13 protein-coding genes are annotated in these 23,295 nt (G+C 42.3%); 6 read left to right on the top strand and 7 right to left on the bottom strand.

Annotated features, from left to right (window positions below; all coding sequences use genetic code 11):
• Positions 1 to 55: 55 nt before the first annotated feature.
• Complete coding sequence (argJ, locus tag RMY64_RS10410; protein WP_322669616.1) at positions 56 to 1,219, top strand: bifunctional glutamate N-acetyltransferase/amino-acid acetyltransferase ArgJ; 1,164 nt, start codon at positions 56 to 58, stop codon at positions 1,217 to 1,219.
• Positions 1,220 to 1,847: 628 nt separating this feature from the next.
• On the opposite strand, the gene RMY64_RS10405 is transcribed toward argJ, so the two are convergent.
• The 3 genes from RMY64_RS10405 to RMY64_RS10395 are packed head-to-tail and all read right to left on the bottom strand — an operon-like array spanning position 1,848 to position 5,614.
• Positions 1,848 to 4,037, bottom strand: coding sequence for a xanthine dehydrogenase family protein molybdopterin-binding subunit (locus RMY64_RS10405; RefSeq protein ID WP_322699973.1), 2,190 nt, complete (start codon positions 4,035 to 4,037; stop codon positions 1,848 to 1,850).
• A 1-nt stretch (position 4,038) separates the two neighbouring features.
• Positions 4,039 to 5,079 (bottom strand): xanthine dehydrogenase family protein subunit M, encoded by a 1,041-nt coding sequence (locus RMY64_RS10400; protein WP_322699972.1) that lies wholly within the window; start codon positions 5,077 to 5,079, stop codon positions 4,039 to 4,041.
• Entirely contained in the window at positions 5,066 to 5,614 is a 549-nt protein-coding gene (locus tag RMY64_RS10395; protein ID WP_322699971.1) for a (2Fe-2S)-binding protein, read from the bottom strand. Before RMY64_RS10395 ends, RMY64_RS10400 begins: the two co-directional genes overlap by 14 nt.
• A gap of 676 nt (positions 5,615 to 6,290) precedes the next feature.
• Here RMY64_RS10395 and RMY64_RS10390 point away from each other — a divergent pair.
• Positions 6,291 to 7,484, top strand: coding sequence for an FAD-dependent oxidoreductase (locus RMY64_RS10390; RefSeq protein WP_322699970.1), 1,194 nt, complete (start codon positions 6,291 to 6,293; stop codon positions 7,482 to 7,484).
• A 732-nt stretch (positions 7,485 to 8,216) separates the two neighbouring features.
• On the opposite strand, the gene RMY64_RS10385 is transcribed toward RMY64_RS10390, so the two are convergent.
• From RMY64_RS10385 to leuC, 4 genes are all read right to left on the bottom strand, one after another.
• Complete coding sequence (locus tag RMY64_RS10385) at positions 8,217 to 8,726, bottom strand: DUF6174 domain-containing protein (RefSeq protein WP_322699969.1); 510 nt, start codon at positions 8,724 to 8,726, stop codon at positions 8,217 to 8,219.
• Between the two features lie 381 nt (positions 8,727 to 9,107).
• On the bottom strand, positions 9,108 to 10,652 hold the full coding sequence (locus RMY64_RS10380; RefSeq protein ID WP_322699968.1) for a calcium-binding protein: 1,545 nt from the start codon (positions 10,650 to 10,652) through the stop codon (positions 9,108 to 9,110).
• Between the two features lie 1,195 nt (positions 10,653 to 11,847).
• A complete protein-coding gene (gene leuD, locus RMY64_RS10375; RefSeq protein ID WP_322669609.1) occupies positions 11,848 to 12,456 on the bottom strand; it encodes a 3-isopropylmalate dehydratase small subunit in 609 nt (202 codons plus the stop codon).
• A gap of 191 nt (positions 12,457 to 12,647) precedes the next feature.
• Complete coding sequence (leuC, locus tag RMY64_RS10370; RefSeq protein ID WP_322684700.1) at positions 12,648 to 14,051, bottom strand: 3-isopropylmalate dehydratase large subunit; 1,404 nt, start codon at positions 14,049 to 14,051, stop codon at positions 12,648 to 12,650.
• A gap of 306 nt (positions 14,052 to 14,357) precedes the next feature.
• On the opposite strand from leuC, the gene RMY64_RS10365 reads away from it, so the two are divergent.
• The 4 genes from RMY64_RS10365 to cas8a1 form a co-directional block, all read left to right on the top strand.
• On the top strand, positions 14,358 to 15,713 hold the full coding sequence (locus RMY64_RS10365; protein WP_322699967.1) for a P-loop NTPase fold protein: 1,356 nt from the start codon (positions 14,358 to 14,360) through the stop codon (positions 15,711 to 15,713).
• 54 nt (positions 15,714 to 15,767) lie between these two features.
• A complete protein-coding gene (locus RMY64_RS10360) occupies positions 15,768 to 21,296 on the top strand; it encodes a ribosome assembly protein 4 (RefSeq protein ID WP_322699966.1) in 5,529 nt (1,842 codons plus the stop codon).
• A 445-nt stretch (positions 21,297 to 21,741) separates the two neighbouring features.
• Positions 21,742 to 22,404 (top strand): type I-MYXAN CRISPR-associated protein Cas6/Cmx6, encoded by a 663-nt coding sequence (cas6, locus tag RMY64_RS10355; protein ID WP_322699965.1) that lies wholly within the window; start codon positions 21,742 to 21,744, stop codon positions 22,402 to 22,404.
• 2 nt (positions 22,405 to 22,406) lie between these two features.
• On the top strand, positions 22,407 to 23,295 hold an 889-nt coding region (gene cas8a1, locus RMY64_RS10350; protein ID WP_322699964.1), incomplete at its 3' end, for a type I-MYXAN CRISPR-associated Cas8a1/Cmx1.

Raw genomic sequence — 23,295 nt, 5'->3', positions numbered from 1 at the left:
ACTAATAACTGAACTTGATATGAGATAATTAAACCAAATTATTAAATATCGAAAAATGTCATTAACTATATCTTCTACACCTCAAGGTTTTAGTGCATTCATCACGAATTTGGGAATACGAGATACAACTGATGATTTTGTATTTATTAAATCATCAGTCCCTTGTGTTGCAGATGGAGTTTTCACTCAAAGTCTTTTTGCTGGGCCAAGTGTTACTATTAGCCGCGATAATTTAAAAGATTCACAAGCACAAGCAATTGTCGTTATATCTAAGAATGCAAATGTAGCTAATGGTTCGGTTGGCATCGCTGATGCTCAAGAAGTTCTGCAATTAGTTGCAACTGAAACTGGAATTGCTGCACATAATATCGCGATCGCTTCTACAGGTGTAATTGGCAGACGTTACCCGATTGAAAAAATCCGGGCTGGTTTATTAGGATTGGGCAAAAAATTGACTGATGCTGATTTTCATGCCGCCGCTCGTGGTATTATGACCACCGATACAGTAGCGAAACTAGCTACACGACAAATAGGAAATGCCAAGTTAGTAGGAATTGCCAAAGGCGTTGGCATGATTGAGCCGAATATGGCTACTCTTCTAACTTTCTTTTTTACTGACGCTGCAATTTCTGCAAATAGCCTTCGTTCTATTTTTCGCTCTACTATAGATAAAACTTTTAATTGCTTGAGTGTAGACACTGACACTTCTACTAGTGACTCTGCTGTGATTTTAGCTAATGGAATAGCTGGTGAAGTTTCAGAACCAGATTTTGCTAGGGCATTGCAAGAAGTTGCACAGGAATTAGTGTTGAAAATTGCACGAGATGCAGAAGGTGCTACTAAAATAATTGAGGTAACTGTAGATTCAGCGATTAACTATACACAAGCTAAAACAGTAGCGAAAGCAATTGTAAATTCCCCATTAGTAAAAACTGCTGTTTATGGAGCAGATCCGAATTGGGGAAGAGTTGCTATGGCGATAGGCAAATGTGAAAACGAACAGCAAATAAATCAAGATAAAGTTGTTATTAGTTTTGATAATGTGAAAGTTTATCCTAGTAGCTTAACTAATGAAAATCTAGAACAGTTACGGCAAATTATGTCTCAAGATAAAGTAGATATTCATGTTAGCCTTAATATTGGTGATGCCTCTGCAACTGTATGGGGTTGCGATCTTTCAGAGGGTTATATAGAAATTAATGGTAAATACTCAACTTGATTAGACTTGTTGCACAAATGCAAAATTTGCCCTCATCCCCCAACCCCTTCTCCCAATTTTGAGAGAAGGGGAGCGAATTTAAAAGTCACTCTTGAGTTGAGGAGTAGGTTGCCACTGGTTCATCAAATTTTTCCTTTGAATCTGTAGTATTTTAAACGAGATACTGTATGTAAAAAATTATTATAAAACGGTGGTTAAACAAAAATATTTTTTATAAACCTAATATTAATAATAATAAATATTGGAATGTTCATCAGAAACATTGCGACATTCCTGACAAACATTGCAATATTCATGGCAAACATTGCAATATTCATGGCAAACATCACGATATTAATACGAAATATTGCAACATAACTAATTAGGCGGACATTATGTAATATAATTTCCGCCTAATTACCCATAATAAAAGAACCCCACCCCCAACCCCTCCCCGCCTGCGGGGAGGGGAGACAAAGCACAGCTTTGGCGGGGTGGGGTTCTTCGGGTTTAATAAGCAATCAAGCGGACATGATATTACAGCTATTTTCAGCTAAATAGACCGCGTGGTAGGGGCGCAAGGGCTTGCGTCCCTACAACAGATGTGGTTCAAATAGATGATTTCTGCTGTAATTACAAACCGATTCGCTCACAACAACTTATCTGGTGTAATTGGCAGATCGCGAATCCGCTTACCTGTGGCATGATAAACTGCATTAGAGATGGCAGCCGCTACCCCCACAATCGGCAGTTCCCCTAAGCTTTTGGTTCCTAGTGCATTCACATAAGGATCGGGTTCTTCAATGAATTGCACTTCCATATTGGGGATATCTGCATGAACGGGAATTAGGTAATCGGAAAGGTTAGCACCAACTATTCTGCCTTGATTAGGATCTATGACAGTTTTCTCCATCAGCGCCATACCAATTCCCCAGGTAATTCCGCCGATAACTTGACTCCGCGCTGTCTTGAAGTTGAGAATTCGCCCAGCATCATAAACGCCTACGCAACGTCTAACTTTGATTTCTCCTAACAACTCATCAACTGCAACTTCGACAAATATCGCACCAAAAGAATGTTTGGCATATTGTTGGCTCTCTGGATTGAGTGAGGATTCTTCTGTAACTTCTAAACTTTCTAATCCATGACGGCGCAGAATATCGGTGTAGCTGTCTCGCTTTGATGAGTCTTGTTTTAAAAATATTTGCCCTGACTCAACGGCAATATCTTCTGCTTGCAAGCCGTAAAGCAAAGAATTAGAATCTTCGATCGCCATTTTAATTATCTTATCCCGTGCGGCGATCGCAGTTTGATGCACCGCCGGCGAAACACTCCCAACGGTAATTGAGTTCCCTGTAATCGGGGCTTTGGGAAGATTAGTATCACCTAATTCAAACTGCACTGGTAATCCCAATACTTCAGCAGCTACCTGCGTCATCACTGTATAAGTACCTGTACCGATATCTTGAGTACCGCTTTGTACTTTCACTTCTCCAGTGGCAAAAATTTCTACCTTGACTGATGCAGTTCTGGCATTGGTAGGAAATGTCGCACTTGCCATTCCCCAGCCAATCAGGAAATGATTGTCTCGCATGGAACGGGGAACTGGATTGCGTTGTGTCCATCCAAAAATTTCTGCCCCTTTTTGATAACATTCTTTCAGGGATTTACTTGACCAAGGTAATCCTTTGTGCGGATCGATATCTGCATGATTTCTTAATCTTAGTTCAATTGGATCGATATTTAAGGTGTATGCCAATTCATCCATTGCCGATTCTAAGGCAAACATTCCCGGTGCTTCTCCTGGCCCGCGCATAAAGGTTGGTGTGCCGGCGTTGATGCGTCCCAAACGGTATTTAATTTCCAAATTGGCACAGGCGTACATCATGGTTGTTGCTGCACCCACTGGTTCGGCAAAGTCATCAAATACGGAAGTTAAAGATGTCCCAATTTGCTCAATGATAGTTAGTTTACCTTCTTTGGTTGCACCTAGTGTTAGCTGCTGCTGAGTTTCAGAACGGTGGCCGCAAGCAGTGTACATTTGCGATCGCGTTAGTACTACTTTTACTGGGCGTTTTACTTGCCGAGCGGCGATCGCTGCTAAAATCGTATGCGATCGCAGCAGTGCTTTACAACCAAATCCACCACCTAAGTATTTGGAGATGACGCGGACATTTTCTTCGGGAATATTCAGAATAGATGCAATTCGGCTTTGGGTTGCAGAAACGCCTTGAGTGGTTTCATAGAGCGTCAAGTTATCTCCCTCCCACATAGCGATGGTTGCAGAAGGCTCTAGGGGATTATGATGTTCTACTGGCGTGCTATAAACTTGCTCTACCAAGACATCTGCCTGTACTTTCCCCGATTCAACATCCCCTCTAGTGATTTTAGCTGGCATCATGCCAAAAAATATTGATTCGGGTTCAAATAGCTCTGTATGTGCCATTGTGACTGTCGGAATGGCTTCTTCGTAGATAATTTTTATCTTACAGGCGGCAGTTTCGGCTTCTTCTAAAGTTTGGGCAATTACAACCCCCAAATGTTGACCATCGTAGTAGATATTATGGTCTTTTTCAGTTGACTGAGGTTGTGGAGGCCCAAAGAAAGGTATTTTTACCAGAGATGGGGTTTGTTGATAAGTAACGACATCTAGCACACCAGGAGAGACTGCGGCTGCGGATGTGTCTATTTGGATAACTTTACCGCTAGCGATCGCGCTTTGAAAAATCACTCCATAAGTTAAATTCTCGATTGGCACATCGGCTGTGTAAGGTGCTTCTCCCGTTACTTTCAACTTACCATCAACGCGATCGAGTGGTTTCCCAATAATTTTATTCATATCAATTAATTATTACTCCTCTTCCTTGTCCCCTTATCCCCTTGTCCCCTTGTCCCCTTGTCCCCTTGTCCCCTTCTACCACAACTGAGAGTGCGCGTACCAAAGCGCGTTTGACTAACTCAATTTTGAATTCATTATGCGTTTGCGGTTTTGCTTCTTTGACGGCTGCTGCTGCTGCGGCTGTAAAGATATCTTCGTTAATTTCTTTCCCTTTGAGGATCTCCTCAGCATCCCTTGCACGCCAAGGTTTGGGTGCTACTCCTCCAAAAGCGATACGTGCTGATTTTATCGTGTCTTGTTCTATATCTAAAGCAACAGCTACAGAAACGAGAGCAAATTCGTAAGAAGCTCGATCCCTTACTTTTAAATAATGGGACTTATATGCAAAATCTGGAACTTCAATAGCAACAATTAATTCTCCAGGCTGTAATAGAGTTTCTTTTACTGGTGTCTCACCTGGTAAGAGATAAAAATCATCAATTGAAATTCGCCGTGATTGTTCTATTCCTTGGATGCAAAGCACTGCATCTAATGCCGTCAAAGCTACAGCTAAATCGGAAGGATGAACGGCAATGCAATGTTCGCTAGCTCCGAAAATGGAATGCATTCGATTGTTACCTGTAATTGCCGAACAACCTATACCGGGAGTGCGTTTATTACAAGGAAAAACCGGATCGCGAAAGTAACCACAGCGGACTCGTTGCAGTAAATTTCCGCCCACTGTTGCCATATTTCGCAGTTGCGGTGAAGCGCTTTGTAATAAAGCTTGGCTAATTACCGGATAACATTCCTGAATTTTGGGATGAAAAGCTACATCGCTCATTCGAGAAATCGCACCAATGCGGATTCCTTGAGGTTGAAATTCAATATTTGCTAAGGGCAAACTATTAATATCAATTAATATATTCGCTGTTTGGACTCCATCTTTCATTAATCCCAGTAAATCTGTGCCCCCAGCAATAAATACAGCAGTTTTCTCTTGCTCAACTATTGCGATCGCCACTTCTTCTGAGGTGACTTTAGCATAACTAAATGGCTGCATCTTGCTTTTCCTCTAGCACATCTTGAATCGCCGCAATAATATTTGGATATGCTCCACAACGGCAAAGGTTCCCACTCATTTTTTCTCGAATTTCTGCTTCAGATTTTGGTGATTCTTCTAATATCATCCCTACGGCTGAGATAATTTGACCTGATGTACAGTAGCCACATTGAAAAGCATCATGAGTAATAAAGGCTGTTTGCATAGGATGGAGTTTACCATCTTGTGCTAATCCCTCAATTGTGGTAATTTCAGCACCGATGTGCATGATTGCCAAAGTCATACAAGAGTTAATACGCCGATTATTAACTAATACTGTACATGCACCACATTCACCGCGATCGCAAGCTTTTTTAGTGCCCATCAAACCCAGCTTTTCTCGAAGTGCATCTAGTAATGTCACACGAGGTTCTATCTTTAATGAGTAAGATGTATTATTAACATTCAGTGATAATTCTACTTCCTCTGAACCGAATATTTTCACTTCCTGAGTCAGTGAGTCTGAAGTTCTTGAAGCTAAGGAATTTTTTTCCATATCTCATGTAGATAATAATTACATCATTTACTATATTAGCGATAAAAGTCTGCGGTTGTTCTAGCGTTACTTCCTGACATTTAGAATCCAAGGTAACGGCAATAACGGATGGCAAAAGGAAGGCATAAAGAGCTAACCTTTCAAGCAATCACTTGTGGGGAATTTACAATAAGCGGCAATGAACTCACTTAAACCGATACATACAGAAGCTGCTTTAAATTTCATCCAAACTCTTTTTCACAATTTTGTTGAATATGAAAATGATACAGTAAGCTTAGTGAGCTTACAGGAAGTTTATGAAAATTAAAAGTCAAATTTAATGAATTTTAGGACTTACGCACAGGTAACGGAAAATCGAACCACAGAGACACAGAGTACACGGAGGAATAAGAGTTTGAGAGGTATTTTGCGTAAGTCCTGAATTTATCGCTCAAATCGGCGTAATGGTATTTATTTGCGTTTGTCGAATTAAGAAAAAATGCTGAAGTGTGCAGTTTTTGTTACTACCAGCAACTGCAAAATAAATTCAGGGTTGATTCTTAAGGAAGATTGACTAAAAAACTATTTAGGAGTCAAAGTAATGACTGTGGATATAGCTGAAAGATAAAGTTGACTTCAGATATGGAAGAAGTGTATATATTCGTGGGAATATTCTGAATTCTGACTTAATAATAATATGAACACAAATTTCACTCAGAAATTCTCCCAACCCATAGTAGAGAAAGTTGCTATTATCGGTGCTGGCCCAGGCGGTTTAGCTGCGGCGATCGCACTGAGAAGCCAAGGGATAGAGGTGCAAGTATACGAAAAAGCCCAAGAATTTCGTCCGGCGGGAACTGGACTAGGGCTAGCTCCCAACGGCTTGAATTCTCTAGATGCGATCGCGCCGGGAATTGTCGAAACTCTCAAAAGTTCGGGATGCGAGGTTCACCACACGGTTTTAAAGAGTATTCAGGGAGAAACAATCCGAACTAGCGCCACTAAATATTTAGAGCAATACGGACAACCGTTATTGACTGTTTGGTGGTATCGTCTACAACAAGTCTTAGCATCGAGATTGCCGTCTGATATCATTCACCTCAATCATCGCTGCATCGGCTTTGAGCAAGATGCAAAGGGTGTGAAAATTCATTTTGATGGCAAAAAATCGGTAGATGCAGATTTGCTGATTGGGGCTGATGGCGTTAACTCTGTCATCAGAGAAACTTTATTTGGCGAGGGTAAGCCTAATTATATCGGTAGTATGTGTTGGCGTGCCGTCATTGAGTATCGCCACGAGCTATTTAATGACTATGACCTAGTTTTTGCCAAAGGCAATCAACAGTTTATGTACCTTTTGAATGTGGGTGGCGGCTATACCAGTTGGATTAGTCGGAAGTTCTCGCCTGAGTACTCCCTTTCGCACAGCGCTGATGAAGTGAAGTCTCGTATTCTCCATGAATTAGCCGACTGGGATAAATCCTTTCGGGAGGTGGTAGAAGCGACACCAGCCGAAGAAATTTGGGAAGGGCCGATTTGCGATCGCCCACCGTTAACTCAATGGAGTCAAGGCAGAGTCACTCTCTTAGGCGATGCCGCTCATCCAATGGCACCTGCAATGGGACAAGGAGCCAATACCACTTTTGAAGATGCATACCAACTGCGAGAGTGTCTTTCTGATTCAGCTAATCTGCAAGAAGCTCTGACTAGCTACGAACAGTGTCGCATCGAGCGGACAAAACCCATTCAAGCTCGTAGTGCCTTGGGTGAAATGCGGTACTACGACATTAACACCGTGGCATCTACTGGGCAGACGCAAGAGCGGCAAATGAGTATGAATGATGATTTTCACAAATGGGTGTACGACTTTAAGCCATCTGTAAAAAGTTAAATTATAGTGTGGTATTAGTAAAGTTACTTTGAGCGCAGCTAGCGCTAATCTTATCGAGTAATTTGAGCCTATCAGAAGTGACTGTTTTTAGTCAAGCCCTCAAACACAACAAATTCGTTGACTAATTGAGAATTAGTCGCACAAAATCAACATAACTTAATCAAAGTGTTAATTTTTATGAAAAGCTAATAGCTATCCAATACAGTTCAGAATTAGGGATTACCAAGAAATAAATTATCCACTCTTGTGGGGTGGACATCTTGTCATTGGTGTCAACTTAGCGTGAAAGCCAGCCTATAACCAGCTTTTAGATATTGTCTCGTTCCCAGTCAAAGACTGGGAATGCCGTCCTAGAGGCGGAGCCTCCCTTTCTGGCGGCAGAGCCGCCAAGAGCAACATTTCCAGCCTAGAGGCTGGAAACGAGATTTGAAAAGGCTTTTAGCTTAACTTGACACCAATGACATCTTGTCCGCCCTATGAACTGGGCTTTCGTGTCGCCCAGCCCACAATAAAAGTTGTATATTTTTTTATTTGGAAATCCCTTAGCAACAAAATCCAGATGTAGAGACGCGATTTATCGCGTCTTGAAAAACCATTATCTACACGAATGACCTTTAACTCAAGCGTATTGGATCGCTATTAGCTTTTTGGGATAAATTGAAGTATTAAATCTCGCTTTGAAGTTGCTAATTTACCCCTATTTCCGGTTGAGATGAAGCGCAAGTAATCAGTTTAACGTCTAGTTTTCAGTTCCTGAAAATTCTCGATTGTCAAAAAGATTTCTTCATCAGCTATTTGACTATTGTAATCGATATTAATTTTAGTTGGATAGCCAAGTTTAGCATTGTATTCTACATCCAGGTTGAATGCCTTACGGTTGATAGCATCTTGAATCACATTAAAAAGTTCGGGAATTGTGTCATATTTTTGAAAGAATTCTGGATTAACTGGTTGACCTGTAGCTACAGAAGTGACTGAAATTGGTTGACCATTACGTACTTGAATAACTACTGGCCCTCTAGCATCTGGTATGCAGAAGCAACTGTTGCTAACCGTAATGCGATAGTTAGAAATATTTGCCTGCTCCCACAAACGCTTATTAAATTTCAATCGTCTTGAATTCAAGCTATTATTCGTTTGCGTTTGATATTGTGCTTTCTCTGCGCTAGTTTCGGATATAGCTGGTAGGTTCATACTTAGAGAAAGCAATAGTGTTGCACTGATAATGATAGGTAAACGCATATTAATCGATTTATTAGGTTACAAAATCTTTCTCTTATTAGAGTACAACAAAATTTAAGTCATTTACAATCTTGTGTTTAAATATATTTTATTTTTAATTAAAGTTCATCCATAATCTGACTTTCAAGACATAAATTAGGAACTTTTTCGGCATATTTTTGATCGCCTAAAATTGCCTCTTTTTCCAAAGCAATGTCTACGGCTGACTACGCCTTTGCAGCCTCGTACTTCATGCAAAAGAAAACTGCTGTATAATCCTCCCCATATTTAAAGTATGAGGAGGATTCAATTATCTTTAATTAGCAACATTGATGATTGCTAATTACTATTTCGCTGTCAGCTTGCAGACATGCCTTAGCTTCTATGGATTTTGAGAGATGTTTACGCAACGATCTCAAAGCTTGTCGCTGATAATAATGGTGGGGCTGTGAACTGATTGTTATCGTTATCAATGTTGGCAAACAAACTACCTGTCCCATAGCCTGGTGATGTCAAGTTTTGGTTGAAGAACAAGTTGCCAGTTCCAAGACTGTAAGTAATGAGTCCAGAGCTAGTTGCAGCTGCTGCATCATTAGCTACTATCTTAATTTGGGACAGATTATTGAGTCCGGCAAAAGTTGTCTTATCGAGGACAATTTTATCGCTAAAGTAGCTGAAGTCAGTAATTTTATCTACACCGAGATCGGCACCATTGTACCCAGCACCTGAGTTGAATACAAAGCGATCGCCACCAGCACCACCAGTCAGAATGTCATTACCTTTACCACCTCGTAAAATATCATTACCAGCATCTCCATAGAGTAAGTCATTGCCAGCACCACCATAGAGAACGTCATTTCCCTCACCACCAAAGGCTCTCAACGTTGTCGCTGTGCCACTACCATCCAGGAAGTCATTGCCAGCCCCGCCTGTGAACCAGACTGCATTTACAGAAGTTCCTGACAGGTTGTTGACATCGAGGATGTCATCACCGCCACCACCATTGATTTCAAACCTTTCTGCACTGTCTACAGTCAGAGTGAAAGGAACCAAGTTCAAGCGATCGAAGATTGCCCTACCTTGAGCATCTTGTTGCAGGCGGAAGTTGTCTCCCACACCCGCGCCATTGACTTCAACCACGTCAAAGCCTGCATTACCACTGATTCTATCGCTACCATCACCATTGTTCCAAATCAGGCGATCGTTGCCGTTTCCGCCAGTGAAGGTGTCATTGCCACGATTTCCAACTATGGTATCGTTCCCGTCCCCACCAGATAGAAAGTCGATACCATCGCCACCTCGTAACAGGTCATTATCGGCATCACCATAAAGGTTATCATTGCCAGTACCACCTGTGAGACTGTCATTACCCTCACCACCGAAGGCTCTCAACGGTGTTGTTGTGCCACTACCATCCAGCACATCATTGCCAGCCCCGCCTGTGAACCAGACTGCATTTACAGAAGTTCCTGACAGGTTGTTGACAGCGAGGGTGTCATCACCACCACCACCATTGATTTCAAACCTTTCTGCACTGTCTACAGTCAGAGTAAAGGGAACCAGGTTGAGGCGATCGAAGATTGCTCTGCCTTGAGCATCTTGTTGCAGGCGGAAGTTGTCTCCTACACCCGCGCCGTTGACCTCAACCACGTCATAGCCAGCGTTACCGCTGATTCTATCGCTACCGTCACCATTGTTCCAGATCAGGCGATCGTTGCCGTTTCCGCCGATGAAAGTGTCGTTACCACGATCTCCGATTAGGGTATCCTGTCCGTTCCCACCGGATAGAAAGTCGATACCATCGCCACCTCGTAACAGGTCATTACCAGCATTTCCAAAAAGGCTGTCATTTCCATCCAAACCATTGAAGTTATCAGAAGCGGCATTACTAATACCTACATCTGCTCCATTAGTCGGGCCTGGGCCTGGAATCCAAGTTACTGCCATGATTAATACTCCTAATTCTTAATTTATCTCAGCAAACAATGAGTTACTAATACTTCATTTTTAAGAAATGTTTGGAAGTACTAGTTTCTCTCTATGAACTAGAAAACTTATAGTTTTTAGCTGCTAAGTATTAATCAGAGATATTTTCTTGTTTTATGCAAAAGATTGGTTTTGTAAACTTTCTTCACTAGGAATTTTAGAGACATACCTGACTGTATCCTGACTTTTCACGTCATTTGAAAAAGAAAGAGTAACTCGTGAATGCCTTTAGCAGAGTAGCTTTCAACTGATTGAACGATTTTCGCTAAAGTTCAAACAAATGTAAGTAACGTTGAAGAAATGACGACATTAAATACTAATCCGTATTCGTATTGTGACTTTGCTGACAACTGCTTAATTCGTTGAATAGCATTAATAAGTGGGTGTTAATATGTAAAATATGGTAAGTTTTTGTTCAAATATTTATAAGTATCAGTGATTTCAAAGCACTTAATAAAAATCGATTTATTCAATCATTAACCTAGAATTTTGTTTAAGTTTGAGCATTTGTTATTACATTTACTCTCAAACAACTATTTATCCAATGAGTAAAATGTAATACTTTAATCTGATTCAATATTTTGGTTATAGAGTTACGTATAGCAAGGGACTGGGGACTGGTGACACTTCGGCAAGCTCAGTGCATCGCTGGGGATTGGGTGAAAAGTCTTGTTGTGTCTAAGTTTTATCATCTGTTAATGTCCTAACCACCAAGGCTTGTGCTATAAATTCGGCGGCTTATACCAATTTGAAAAAAGAATGCGACAGATACATACTCCCAAACCTTTGTTCTGTCTGGCTTTCTTAATTTTGAATTTTGAATTTTGAATTTTGAATTTTGAATTTTGAATTGGTATTATATCGTGTCCGCTGAATTGCCCATAATAAAAGAACCTCACCCTGGTTTTGCTAGGTAAAGCCAGGGTGAGGTTTAGAAGGACTTTTGGGTAATCAGATTACTTGTGTATACACCGTAAGCCTAGTAGGGGAGAGTCCACGCAATACGATTTGGTTAAAGACCGACCATTATTGTAGAGACGGCGATTCATCGCGTCTCCTGGCTTAACCGAACAGTATTTAAAGACCACGCAGGAATCACAAGTAATTTACCGGAGATATATCATTCCCTGGCTAACAGGCAGGGAATGAGAGAATACTAACTCGCGGCTAAATTGCTCCAACCGACGTAAGGTAATTTTGTCGCTGTTGCCCGAACTTGGTCAGCATTCGCCACCAACTGACCGCAAGCATCCCAAGTTCCAGAAATAAATGTGCTTCTTGTACCTTCACCGATCGCAACTGAAGCAATATAATCGCCAATTTGCACTTGCAAACTTTCCAAATCCACTGTCACGGCGGCTTGGGGATTAGCAGTGACTAAATCTTGCAGTTGTTTAACAGTCACAGCATCGGCTGTCAAACAAGGTATACCCATTGCCACACAGTTACCGAAAAAGATTTCCGCGAAGCTTTCACCAATTAAAGCTTGGATTCCCCATTTTGCGATCGCTTGAGGTGCATGTTCCCGTGATGAACCACAGCCAAAATTTCTATTGACTATTAAAATATTCGCGCCTTTGTATTGGGGTTGGTCAAAGGGATGTTCGCCTTTAAGTGCTGTCCGGTCATCGATAAATGCGCCTTCACCTAACCCATCAAAGGTAACGGCTTTCAAATATCGCGCCGGAATGATGCGATCGGTATCTATATCATTACCCACTAAAGGTATACCGCGTCCTGAAACTGTTTTAACTTCACTCACCATAAAACTTGACAAAGGGATTGGGGACTGGGGATTGGGGACTGGGGACTGGAGACTGGGGACTGGGGACTGGGGACTGGGGACTGGGGACTGGGGACTGGGGACTGGGGAAGAGAGGCAAAGGAGAATAATTCTATAACCAATGCCCCATGCCCCATGCCCAATGCCCAATGCCCAATGCCCTATGCTCAAAATTACAACAACTCACGTACATCAGAAACTTCGCCTTTAATTGCAGCCGTGGCGACCATCGCCGGACTCATTAATAATGTCCGACCGGAGGAGGAACCCTGTCTTCCTTTAAAGTTGCGGTTGGAGGAAGAAGCGCTGATTTGTCTTCCTTGCAGCTTATCGGGGTTCATAGCCAGGCACATAGAACATCCCGGTTCCCGCCACTCAAATCCGGCTTCCTGAAAGATTTTATCTAGTCCTTCAGCTTCCGCCTCTTCTTTCACCCGTTCCGAACCGGGGACAACAAAAGCTTTGATTCCTTCGGCAACGTGGCGACCTTTGGCGATTTTTGCCGCTTCTCGCAAATCGCTAATTCTACCGTTGGTGCAACTACCAATAAAGCAGACATCTATTTTAGTGCCCTTGATCGGTTGACCGGGATATAAATCCATGTAGCGGTAAGCTTCTTCGGCAATGAATCGGTCTTCTTCTAGCAGTTCTTCTGGTTGAGGTACTGACTGGTTGACACCGATACCTTGACCGGGAGTAATCCCCCAGGTGACGGTAGGAGGAATTTTTGCAGCGTCAAATACTACTACATCATCATATTGGGCATCTGCATCGCTCTTGATCGAGTCCCACCAAGCTACTGCTTTATCCCAATCTGCATCAATGGGTGCAAAATCTCTGCCTTTGAGGTAATCGTAGGTAACTCGATCGGGATTGACATAGCCGCATCTAGCACCGCCTTCGATCGCCATATTGCAGACAGTCATCCTCTCTTCCATATTCATTTGCTCAAATGTCGTACCGGCAAATTCGTAGGCATAACCCACGCCACCTTTAACACCAAGTGAACGGATGATATGTAAAATTACATCTTTGGCGTAAACACCAGGGTTGAGAGTGCCGTAAACTGCGATTTTGCGGACTTTCAGTTTGGAGAGGGCGAGGGTTTGAGAAGCGAGAACATCCCGGACTTGGCTAGTACCAATACCAAATGCGATCGCACCAAATGCTCCATGACTGGAAGTGTGACTATCTCCACAAGCGATCGTCATTCCTGGCTGAGTCAGTCCGAGTTCGGGAGCGATGACGTGAACTATACCCTGGCTACCAGAACCAATGTTGTAAAAAGTTATGTTATTTTCTTGACAGTTATTTTCCAGCGCCTGAATCATTTCCTCTGCCAAGTTATCGGCAAAGGGACGCGCCTGGTTTTCTGTGGGCACAATATGATCGACTGTGGCGACGGTACGCTGTGGAAAGAGTACTTTTAGACCTCTTTCGCGTAACATAGCAAAAGCCTGGGGACTGGTTACTTCATGAATTAGGTGAAGCCCGATAAATAGTTGCGTCAGCCCTGAGGGAAGTGTACCAACGGTGTGTAAGTCCCAAACTTTATCAAACAGGGTACCTTTGCTCATACGTCAATCAATATTTAAAGAGTCCGGTCTTAAATAGTATCAAAAAAAAGTCTTGGTTTTTACAGATTGCTTCATATTACTTACAGCTTTGGGTAAGGTCGTGGGGAATTGAGGGGTGAAGTTTAAACGCAGAGGCACGCTGAGGTAAGCGCAGAGGTACGCAGAGAATTCGCGATGTCATTCGATCGCCTTTGAGGTAGTAAATGCGAAAATTCTCCGAAATACTCAGATGCAAAGGTGTAAATAATTTTATCCTTTTCCACAAGGATATGTTAAGACAATACCAGATTATTGCACTACCAGGTTATGTCCTTAGATTTACGGGAATTTTATCAGGCTAGCGATCCCAGCAGAACTCTGTTTGTCAACAATAGCTCTGATGGCAAGTATTATATAGATTTTTCCTCGGTACGAGGTGGTGATATTCTGGGCAAGCTGAAGCAGAAAATCACCTTTTTTAAGCCGAATGAACCCACTTGCACTTTATTTACTGGGCATATTGGTTGTGGGAAATCTACAGAACTATTACGGTTACAGGCAGAACTGGAAAAGTTAGGTTTTCATGTGGTCTATTTTGAATCCAGTGATGACTTGGAAATGACCGATGTCGATATTGCTGATGTGCTGCTAGCGATCGCTCGGCGGGTGAGTCAAAGTCTGGATAAAATTACTTTGGAGTCACCCAATAAGTTTAATGAGTTGCTGCAAGGTGCTTGGAAAGTTTTAAACTCCGAGGTGACGGCGGGAAAAGTTAAGCTTCCGGTGGTGGGGGATGTCGGTTTATCGGCAGATAAAGATAAGTTTTCTCTGTCTGTGGGCATTGGGGAAATCACCGCGAAGATGAAAAATGACCCAGCGCTGCGAGAAAAACTCAATCAGTATTTAGCACCGCAAAAAACTAAACTGCTGGAAGCGATTAATCAAGAATTATTGGAACCTGCGATCGCAAAACTCAAACAGCAGGGTAAAAATGGTCTGGTGGTAATTGTCGATAATCTTGACCGCATAGATAATCGTGCCAAACCTTGGGGTCGTCCGCAGCAAGAATATTTATTTGTCGATCAGGGTGAGTTTTTGACGAAGCTGAATTGTCATCTGATCTACACCATGCCCTTATCTTTGAAGTTTTCCAATGATTACGGAATGCTGACTCAGCGTTTCCCAGAAGACCCCAAGGTGTTACCAATGGTTCCTATACAATGGGCTGATGGCAGCGTTCATACACAGGGAATGTCACTCATGCAGCAGATGGTGCTTGCTAGAGCTTTTCCTGACATGAAACCAGAGGAGCGTTTAAGTAAAGTTACCGAGATTTTTGATAGTGCTGCTAGCTTAGAGCGTTTATGTCAAATGAGCGGTGGTCATGTGCGAGATGTGCTGAGGCTGCTGAATACCTGGATTATGGAAGAGATGAGTCTTCCTCTAACCCGTGAAACCCTAGAGCAAGTTATTCGTTCTCGGCGGAATGAAATCATGTTGCCGATTTCTGAGGATGAGTGGCAATTGTTACGCCATGTCAAGGAAAGGAAAAAGGTAAGTGATGACCACGGATATCAAAAACTGATTCGCAGTCGATTTGTGTTTGAATATCGCGATGGTGGCGAGTCTTGGTTTGATGTTAATCCGGTTTTGGCTGAGGCAAGAGAGTTGAACGTTTCTTAAGGGTAGGGTGTGTTAAGGCTTCTGTAAAGCACCATCTTCGGTTTCGGCTGCGTTATGCTTCGCGGTACACACCCGATATCTGCTATTCGCCCTAGCTATTTAATCCAAAATCCAAAATTCCAAATTGGTATGACAGATTTACAGCAACCTGAAAATGAAAAGGGACTGCAACAATTAGCTTGGGCGATCGAATCCTCTGTGGGACAGTTTAAGCTGATATTGGCCCGGTGTAATTATGCCAGCTTGCGCGATCGCTTAATTTCCAGACTGCAAGAAATTTGTCAAGTCGAAATTCGTGTCTTGACGGTGCAGCAATCGAACAAGACTCTTTATACTGCGATTCAAGAAGAATTCGGCGCACAAATGCCAGCCTGTGTGATGGTTGTCGGTTTGGAATCCGTGCAGAATTTGCCTGTGATGTTAACTTCTGCAAATCAAGTGCGGGAGGAGTTTCGCAAGAATTTTGCTTTTCCCTTAGTGTTTTGGATTGACGATGAAATCTACAAGCATCTAATACAGCTGGCGCCAGATTTGGAAAGTTGGGCAACTACGAGAAATTTTGCCATATCAACACAGCAATTAGTAGATTTTATCATCGAAACGGCTAATCAATGGTTTAGTAATAACTTAAAATTTAGCTTCGATGTATATCTTAAGCTGGAAAATGAGTTAGAAGCAGCGCAAAGAGATTTAATTAAAAAGCCAGATATTTATAATTTAGATATTCAAGCTAACTTAGAAACTTTATTAGGTTTTGTTAAACAGATAAATGATCAAAAAGATTCGGCCTTAGAGCATTATCACAAAGCTTATAAGCTTTGGCAGCAAAGTCATAATTTAGAAAAGCAGGCAAAAGTCATCGGTGAGATTAGCTTTTGCTATTATCTCAAAGCTTTGAAGCATCAAGATATCAATTGTCAAGATGGGCAGACAACTTGGCATTATCTTCAAGAGTATATACATTTTATTAGCCAATTTAAAAGTCCAGATTTAATTGCTGACGCTGTAGTGAAGTTCGGTGATATTTTGCGAGACCTGAAAAAGTGGGAAATATTGCAGAGTCTTTCGGAACAAGCTTTAGTAATCCATCAAAATAACAAGCAGCCAAGAGAATTAGCCAAAGATTACGGTTTTTTAGCTGAGGTGGCTTTGGCTCAAAAAAACTGGATGAAAGCAAATCAGTTAGTCAAGCAAGCATTAGAAGTTTTTGCAGCGATTCCAAATCAGGAATCAGCTAATATATCAGGGATTTTATCTGATATTCCTGAAAGGGTTTTAAAATCAAAACAATTGAGTTTATATCAATTTATTTTAGGTCGTTCTCAATACTATTTAAGTCAAATAAAAGAGGCAACACTCAGCTTAGAAACTGCTAGGGATGTGGGTAATCCCTTAGAAGATGTCAGGCTTTACTTGGATATTATCAGGTTTTTGCAGCAGCTTTATTTTGAGCAGAAAGAATATCTCAAAGCATACAAAATTAAACAGCAACGGCGTTCCGTTGAACAGCAATTTGGCTTGCGGGCTTTTATTGGTGCGGGTAAGTTAGAAGCTACAAAACAGGCATTTGTCGAGACATTGCGCTTAAATTCTCCCCAAGGAAATATTGCCCCAGAAATTGCTGCATCTGGTCGTCTGTTGGATATAGAACGTTTAATCGAACGCATGGGTCGCCCTGATTATAAGTTGATAGTAATTCATGGGCAATCGGGTGTAGGCAAAAGTTCCCTGGTGAATGCGGGACTGGTGCCGGCTTTAAAGAATAAAGCGATCGGTACTCAAGATTATTTGCCGGTGGTAATGCGCGTTTACACCAACTGGGTGGAAGAGTTGGGGAGGCTTTTGGGAAATGAGGGGGATGAGGGGGACAAGGGGACAAGGGGACAAGGGGACAAGGGGGATGAGGGGGACAAGGGGACAAGGGGACAAGGGGACAAGGGGGATGGGGGAGAGTTAAAACTTCAAGTTTCGACCTCTGAACTCGGAACTTCGACCTCAGAAGGTCAACTTTCACCCTCAGAAGGTCAACTTTCACCCTCAGAAGGTCAACGTCGAGCCTCAGAAGGTCAACGTTCACCCTCAGAAGGTCAACTTTCATCCTCAGAAGGTCAACTTTCACCCTCAGAAGGTCAACTTTCACCCTCAGAAGGTCAACGTCGAGCCTCAGAAGGTCAACTTTCATCCTCAGAAGGTCAACTTCCACCCTCAGAAGGTCAACTTCCACCCTCAGAACTCAGAACTCCGCAATATTTGATATCCAGACTCAAAGAAAACGAACAGTGTAACCTCCGCACAGTGTTAATTTTCGATCAATTTGAGGAATTTTTCTTTGTTTACACCGAACCTGCACAAAGAAAGCAATTCTTTGAGTTTCTGGGAGAGTGTCTGAATGTTCTATCTGTGAAAGTTATCTTATCGCTGCGGGTAGATTACATCCATTACTTGCTAGAGTGCAATGATTTGTCGAGTCTCAAGATTATTGGCAATGACATACTCAGTAATAATGTACTTTACAAGTTGGGGAACTTCTCACTTGCTGATGCCAAGTCAATTATTCAGCGTTTAACTGAAAATACTAGCTTTCACTTAGAACCTGCTTTAGTTGAACAACTGGTGCAAGATTTAGCCGGAGAATTGGGTGAAGTTCGTCCCATTGAGTTGCAGGTTGTGGGGGCGCAACTGCAAACGGAGAATATTACAACTCTGGCAGAATATCGGCAGCGTGGCACTAAGGACGAATTGGTTAAGCGTTATTTGCATGAAGTTGTTAATGATTGCGGTGAAGAAAATCAGCAAGCAGCAGACATATTACTCTATTTGCTCACCGATGAAAAAGGAACTCGCCCACTCAAGACTCGCGCTGAGTTGGAACGCGATTTACTCCCGTACTTTTCGGAGATCCCCCCAACCCCCCTTAAAAAGGGGGGCTTCATTCTTTCTACCCCCTTTTTAAGGCGATCGCCGCAGGCGGGGGGATCGGAAGCTAGGGCAAAACAAGCTTCTGAAATCAGTAAATTAGATTTAATATTAGAGATTTTTGTCCAATCCGGCTTAGTGGTTTTGCTACCAGAAAACCCCGCCGACCGTTATCAACTGGTACATGATTACATCGCCACCTTTATCCGCCAGCAACAGGAACCGAAGTTAAAGCAGGTGATGGCGGAACTGGAAAAAGAACGAGAACAAAGAAAACTGAGTGAAGCAAAACTTAATCGTGTTCTCAAACGCGCCCTTTTTGGTTCCATAACCGCAGGTTTAGGATTTGCTGTTTTAGCTGCGGCAACATTCCAGTGGTCAGTAGAGGCAAATGTTCAGCTAATTAACGCCATCAATAATTCTTCAGAAGCCTTTTTTGCCTCTGGACAATATTCAGATGCTTTAATAACAGCCTTAAAAGCAGGTAGCAAACTCAAGCATACACTTTGGGCACAGCACAGAAGTGATATCCTAATGCAAACTGTGGCAACTTTACAGCAAGCGGTTTATTTAAAGCCAAATGAGCCAAAAGAAAATCGTGCGATCGAGGTGAATACTTTAGAAGGGCATAGCGATGAGGTTAATAGCGTCGCCTACAGTCCCAATGGACAACAGTTAGCTTCTGCTAGTACTGACAAGACGATCAAAATCTGGGATGCCAGCAGTGGTCAACTCCTCAAAACCCTGACTGGTCATAGCAATAGGGTCATTAACGTCGCGTACAGCCCGAATGGACAACAGTTAGCTTCTGCTAGTACTGACAAGACGATCAAAATCTGGGATGCCAGCAGTGGTCAACTCCTCAAAACCCTTACTGGTCATAGCAATTCGGTTACTAGCGTCGCCTTTAGCCCCAATGGGCAACAGTTAGCTTCTGCTAGTTTTGACAACACCATCAAAATCTGGGATGTTAGCAGTGGTAAACTCCTCAAAACCCTTACTGGTCATAACAAAGAGGTCAATAGCGTCACCTACAGCCCCAATGGACAACAGTTAGCTTCTGCTAGTGGTGACAAGACCATCAAAATTTGGGATGTCAGCAGTGGCAAACTCCTCAAAACCCTGACTGGTCATGGCAGTGCGGTCAGAAGCATCGCTTACAGCCCCAATGGAGAACAGTTAGCTTCTGCTAGTGATGACAAAACCATCAAAATTTGGGATGCCAGTAGTGGCAAACTCCTCAAAACCCTGACTGGTCATAGCGGTGAGGTTTATAGCGTCGCCTATAGCCCCAATGGACAACAGTTAGCTTCTGCTAGTTTTGACAGCACCATCAAAATCTGGGATATCAGCAGTGGTAAACCCCTCAACATCCTGACTGGTTATAGCAATGTGGTCATTAACGTCGCGTACAGCCCGAATGGACAACAGTTAGCTTCTGCTAGTTGGAACCTCACCATCAAAATCTGGGATATCAGCAGTGGCAAACCCCTCAAAACCCTTACTGGTCATAGCAGTGGGTTCATTCGTGTCGCGTACAGCCCGAATGGACAACAGTTAGCTTCTACTAGTGCTGACAAGACGATCAAAGTCTGGGATACCAGCAGTGGTAAACTCCTCAAAACCCTTACTGGTCATAGCGATTCGGTCAGTAACGTCGCCTACAGTCCTAATGGACAACAGTTAGCTTCTGCTAGTTTTGACAGCACCATCAAAATCTGGGATATCAGTAGTGGCAAACTCCTTAAAACCCTCACTGGTCATAGCAAAGAGGTCAATAGCGTCGCATACAACCCTAATGGACAACAGTTAGCTTCTGCTAGTTGGGACAAAACCATCAAAATCTGGGATGTCAGCAGTGGCAAACTCCTCAAAACCCTTACTGGTCATAGCAAAGAGGTCAATAGTGTCGCCTACAGCCCTAATGGACAACAGTTAGCTTCTGCTAGTCGGGACAAAACCATCAAAATCTGGGATGTCAGCAGTGGTAAACTCCTCAAAACCCTTACTGGTCATAGCAGTTGGGTCTGGAGCGTCGCCTACAGCCCCAATGAACAACAGTTAGCTTCTGCTAGTTTTGACAACACTATCAAAATCTGGGATGTCAGCAGTGGCAAACTCCTCAAAACCCTTACTGGTCATAGCAGTTTGATCATTGGCGTCGCGTACAGCCCCAATGGAAAACAGTTAGCTTCTGCTAGTTTTGATAGCACCATCAAAATCTGGGATATCAGCATTGGTAAATCCCTCAAAACCCTTACTGGTTATAGCAGTCAGGTCTATAGCGTTGCCTACAGCCCCAATGGAGAACAGTTAGCTTCTGCTAGTGCTGACAAAACAATAATTTTATGGGATTTCGATTTCGATAATTTATTATTCAGTGGTTGTAGTTTGCTGAATCACTACCTTATTGCCCATCCAGAAGTGTTAGAAGAGTTGCAATCATGCCAAACGCGATCGCGGTTGGCGCAAGGCGCTACAGTATTAGTTATCCAAGGTGAGAAGTTAGCGCGAAATGATGATATTAGTGGCGCTGTGGAAAAGTTTCGCAAAGCGCAACAGTGGGATAATAAATTAAAGTTTGATTCCCAGGCGAGAGCGAAAGAGTTGGCGCAAGGCAAGACAGACCTAACCCCCAGCCCCTTCCCTGCGAGGGAAGGGGAGTAATGTGACTTTACCCATAACTTTGCCGCTACTGGAACCATAACTTTGCCGCCAACAACACTATAATCCTCATTCTTGCGTCAGCTAATTTTGGATGAAATTGACAGTTTGGAACCATAACTTTGCCGCTAGTCCAAACTGGAAGGATAAGCTTGCCGTGAGTCCAATCAAGCATAGAAAGCAGGAAAGCGCCGGATTTTTTTAGAATGAATGGAACAGAAGCGGTTTATGCTGGTATAAGATAGAAAGTTTCAGCTATCCATCCGTTCTGAGTATGAGTAACTACTGGAGTATTAGAAGATCCTCCTAACCAGTGAGAATATTGCGAACAATAGCCTAAACTGGATTGCGACTCGAACCAAAGTAGTCGGCGATGACAATGAGGACAATTTTGCACAAGAGGATGTTGATGTATTAAACAAACTCTGACATCTCGAAATTTCCATCTATGGCAGCCATATTAATTCAAAGCGAGGAATATGTAGATTTAACGTTTAAGCTGAGAGGCGCACCAATTCCTCTTGACAACGGTCATCTTACCTACGCTGCGTTATCCCGTATTTGTCCCCCACTACATGAACTAAACAATATTGGGATTCATCCGATTGCTGGAATACCGACCAGAAACAATTTACTTGAACTCACTGCTCAATCTCGTCTAAAGATTCGGATTTATCATCAACAAATTCCTTTAATTTATTCTTATTTAGCGGGTCAAGCCTTTCATATAGGTCAAAATTTTTATCAACTAGATATTCCTGACTACAAACCGTTAATTTCCTCAGAAAGTGTCTATTCCAGATTAGTGGTAATTACAGGGTTTCAAGACTCTACTAGCTTTATTGAAGCTGTTCAACGGCAACTGGATAATTTAGGAATACAAGGAAAAATTGAACTTCTTACCCGACAAAACGGAACACCTCAACGAAGACAATTAACCATCAATAAAGAAGGGAAACAGTTTAAAGTTAGAGGATTTGGCGTAAAAATCAGCGAACTCAACCCAGAAGATTCCTTAATCCTGCAAGAACAGGGAATTGGCGGGAAACGAAAGATGATGTGTGGAATATTTGTTCCAGCGACTCGCAGCAAGTCAGAAGAGGAAACCTGATCATGGTTACTACCCAACCCAACATTTCCCTATCTCTCCATGCTGCGGATACGACAATAATGCACCGCGTCGGAATGACCGGACTTTACATGACTTTAAAGCGATTGGAAAAGCAATATCGCTTATTTCATGAACGGGGAGGACATATATCATGGATTTTGACTGCTGATACTATTAAATTATTCTGGGAAGGAAGTGATTTCGTTGCCCTATCTTGGCTAATTAATGAGTCTTTTAAATTAGATGATATAGGTTTAATCCATTTAGCAGGATTAGACAATGATGCAATAGATTTAAGTCAGAAAATTTATATTCATGAGGGAATGTGTGCTGTTTTTTTGCGTCATAATCAATTTTATCAAGCAGGAGAGCTAGTTAACACTGAACTAGAGGTTGAAGAAAAAAAAGTCGAGTATCAATACAAATCCCTAACTTGGTACGCACATCAAACCTTTGCAGAGAAGTTATGCGAGGCAGATACCCAACAACTCAGACATGATTACATTCAAATAACCAGTTGGTTGTATTTAGGGGGAATTGTTCGCCATGCTCGGACGCAGAATACTACAAAACTAGAAGAGAAACCTGAATACGCCTTAGCATTATTATTTGTACCAGTAGTTTGTCATTATTGCTTACTTCATATATCATCAGAAGACTTAAAAGAAAGGAAACCCCATCGCTACTTGGTGGTGATTCCAGAAATAAATGATTTTGAAGACGCTTCTCAAAGGCGATGGGGATTACAGCAATTAGAAACTAAACAGTTTCATGTTAGTAGCCTTGGGGAAGCAGGATTACTTTATTACAGTTTAGACGATATTCAGCCTGAAGTGGGCTACTATCAAGCTTGTCAAGTTTGGTTATATGAAAAAACAAATAAAGCTTCTC

This window comes from Nostoc sp. DedQUE08, assembly GCF_034530895.1.
Classification (GTDB): domain Bacteria; phylum Cyanobacteriota; class Cyanobacteriia; order Cyanobacteriales; family Nostocaceae; genus Nostoc.
The sequence above is the reverse complement of the archived record's forward strand: the minus strand, read 5'-3'. Positions and strand labels throughout refer to the sequence as shown.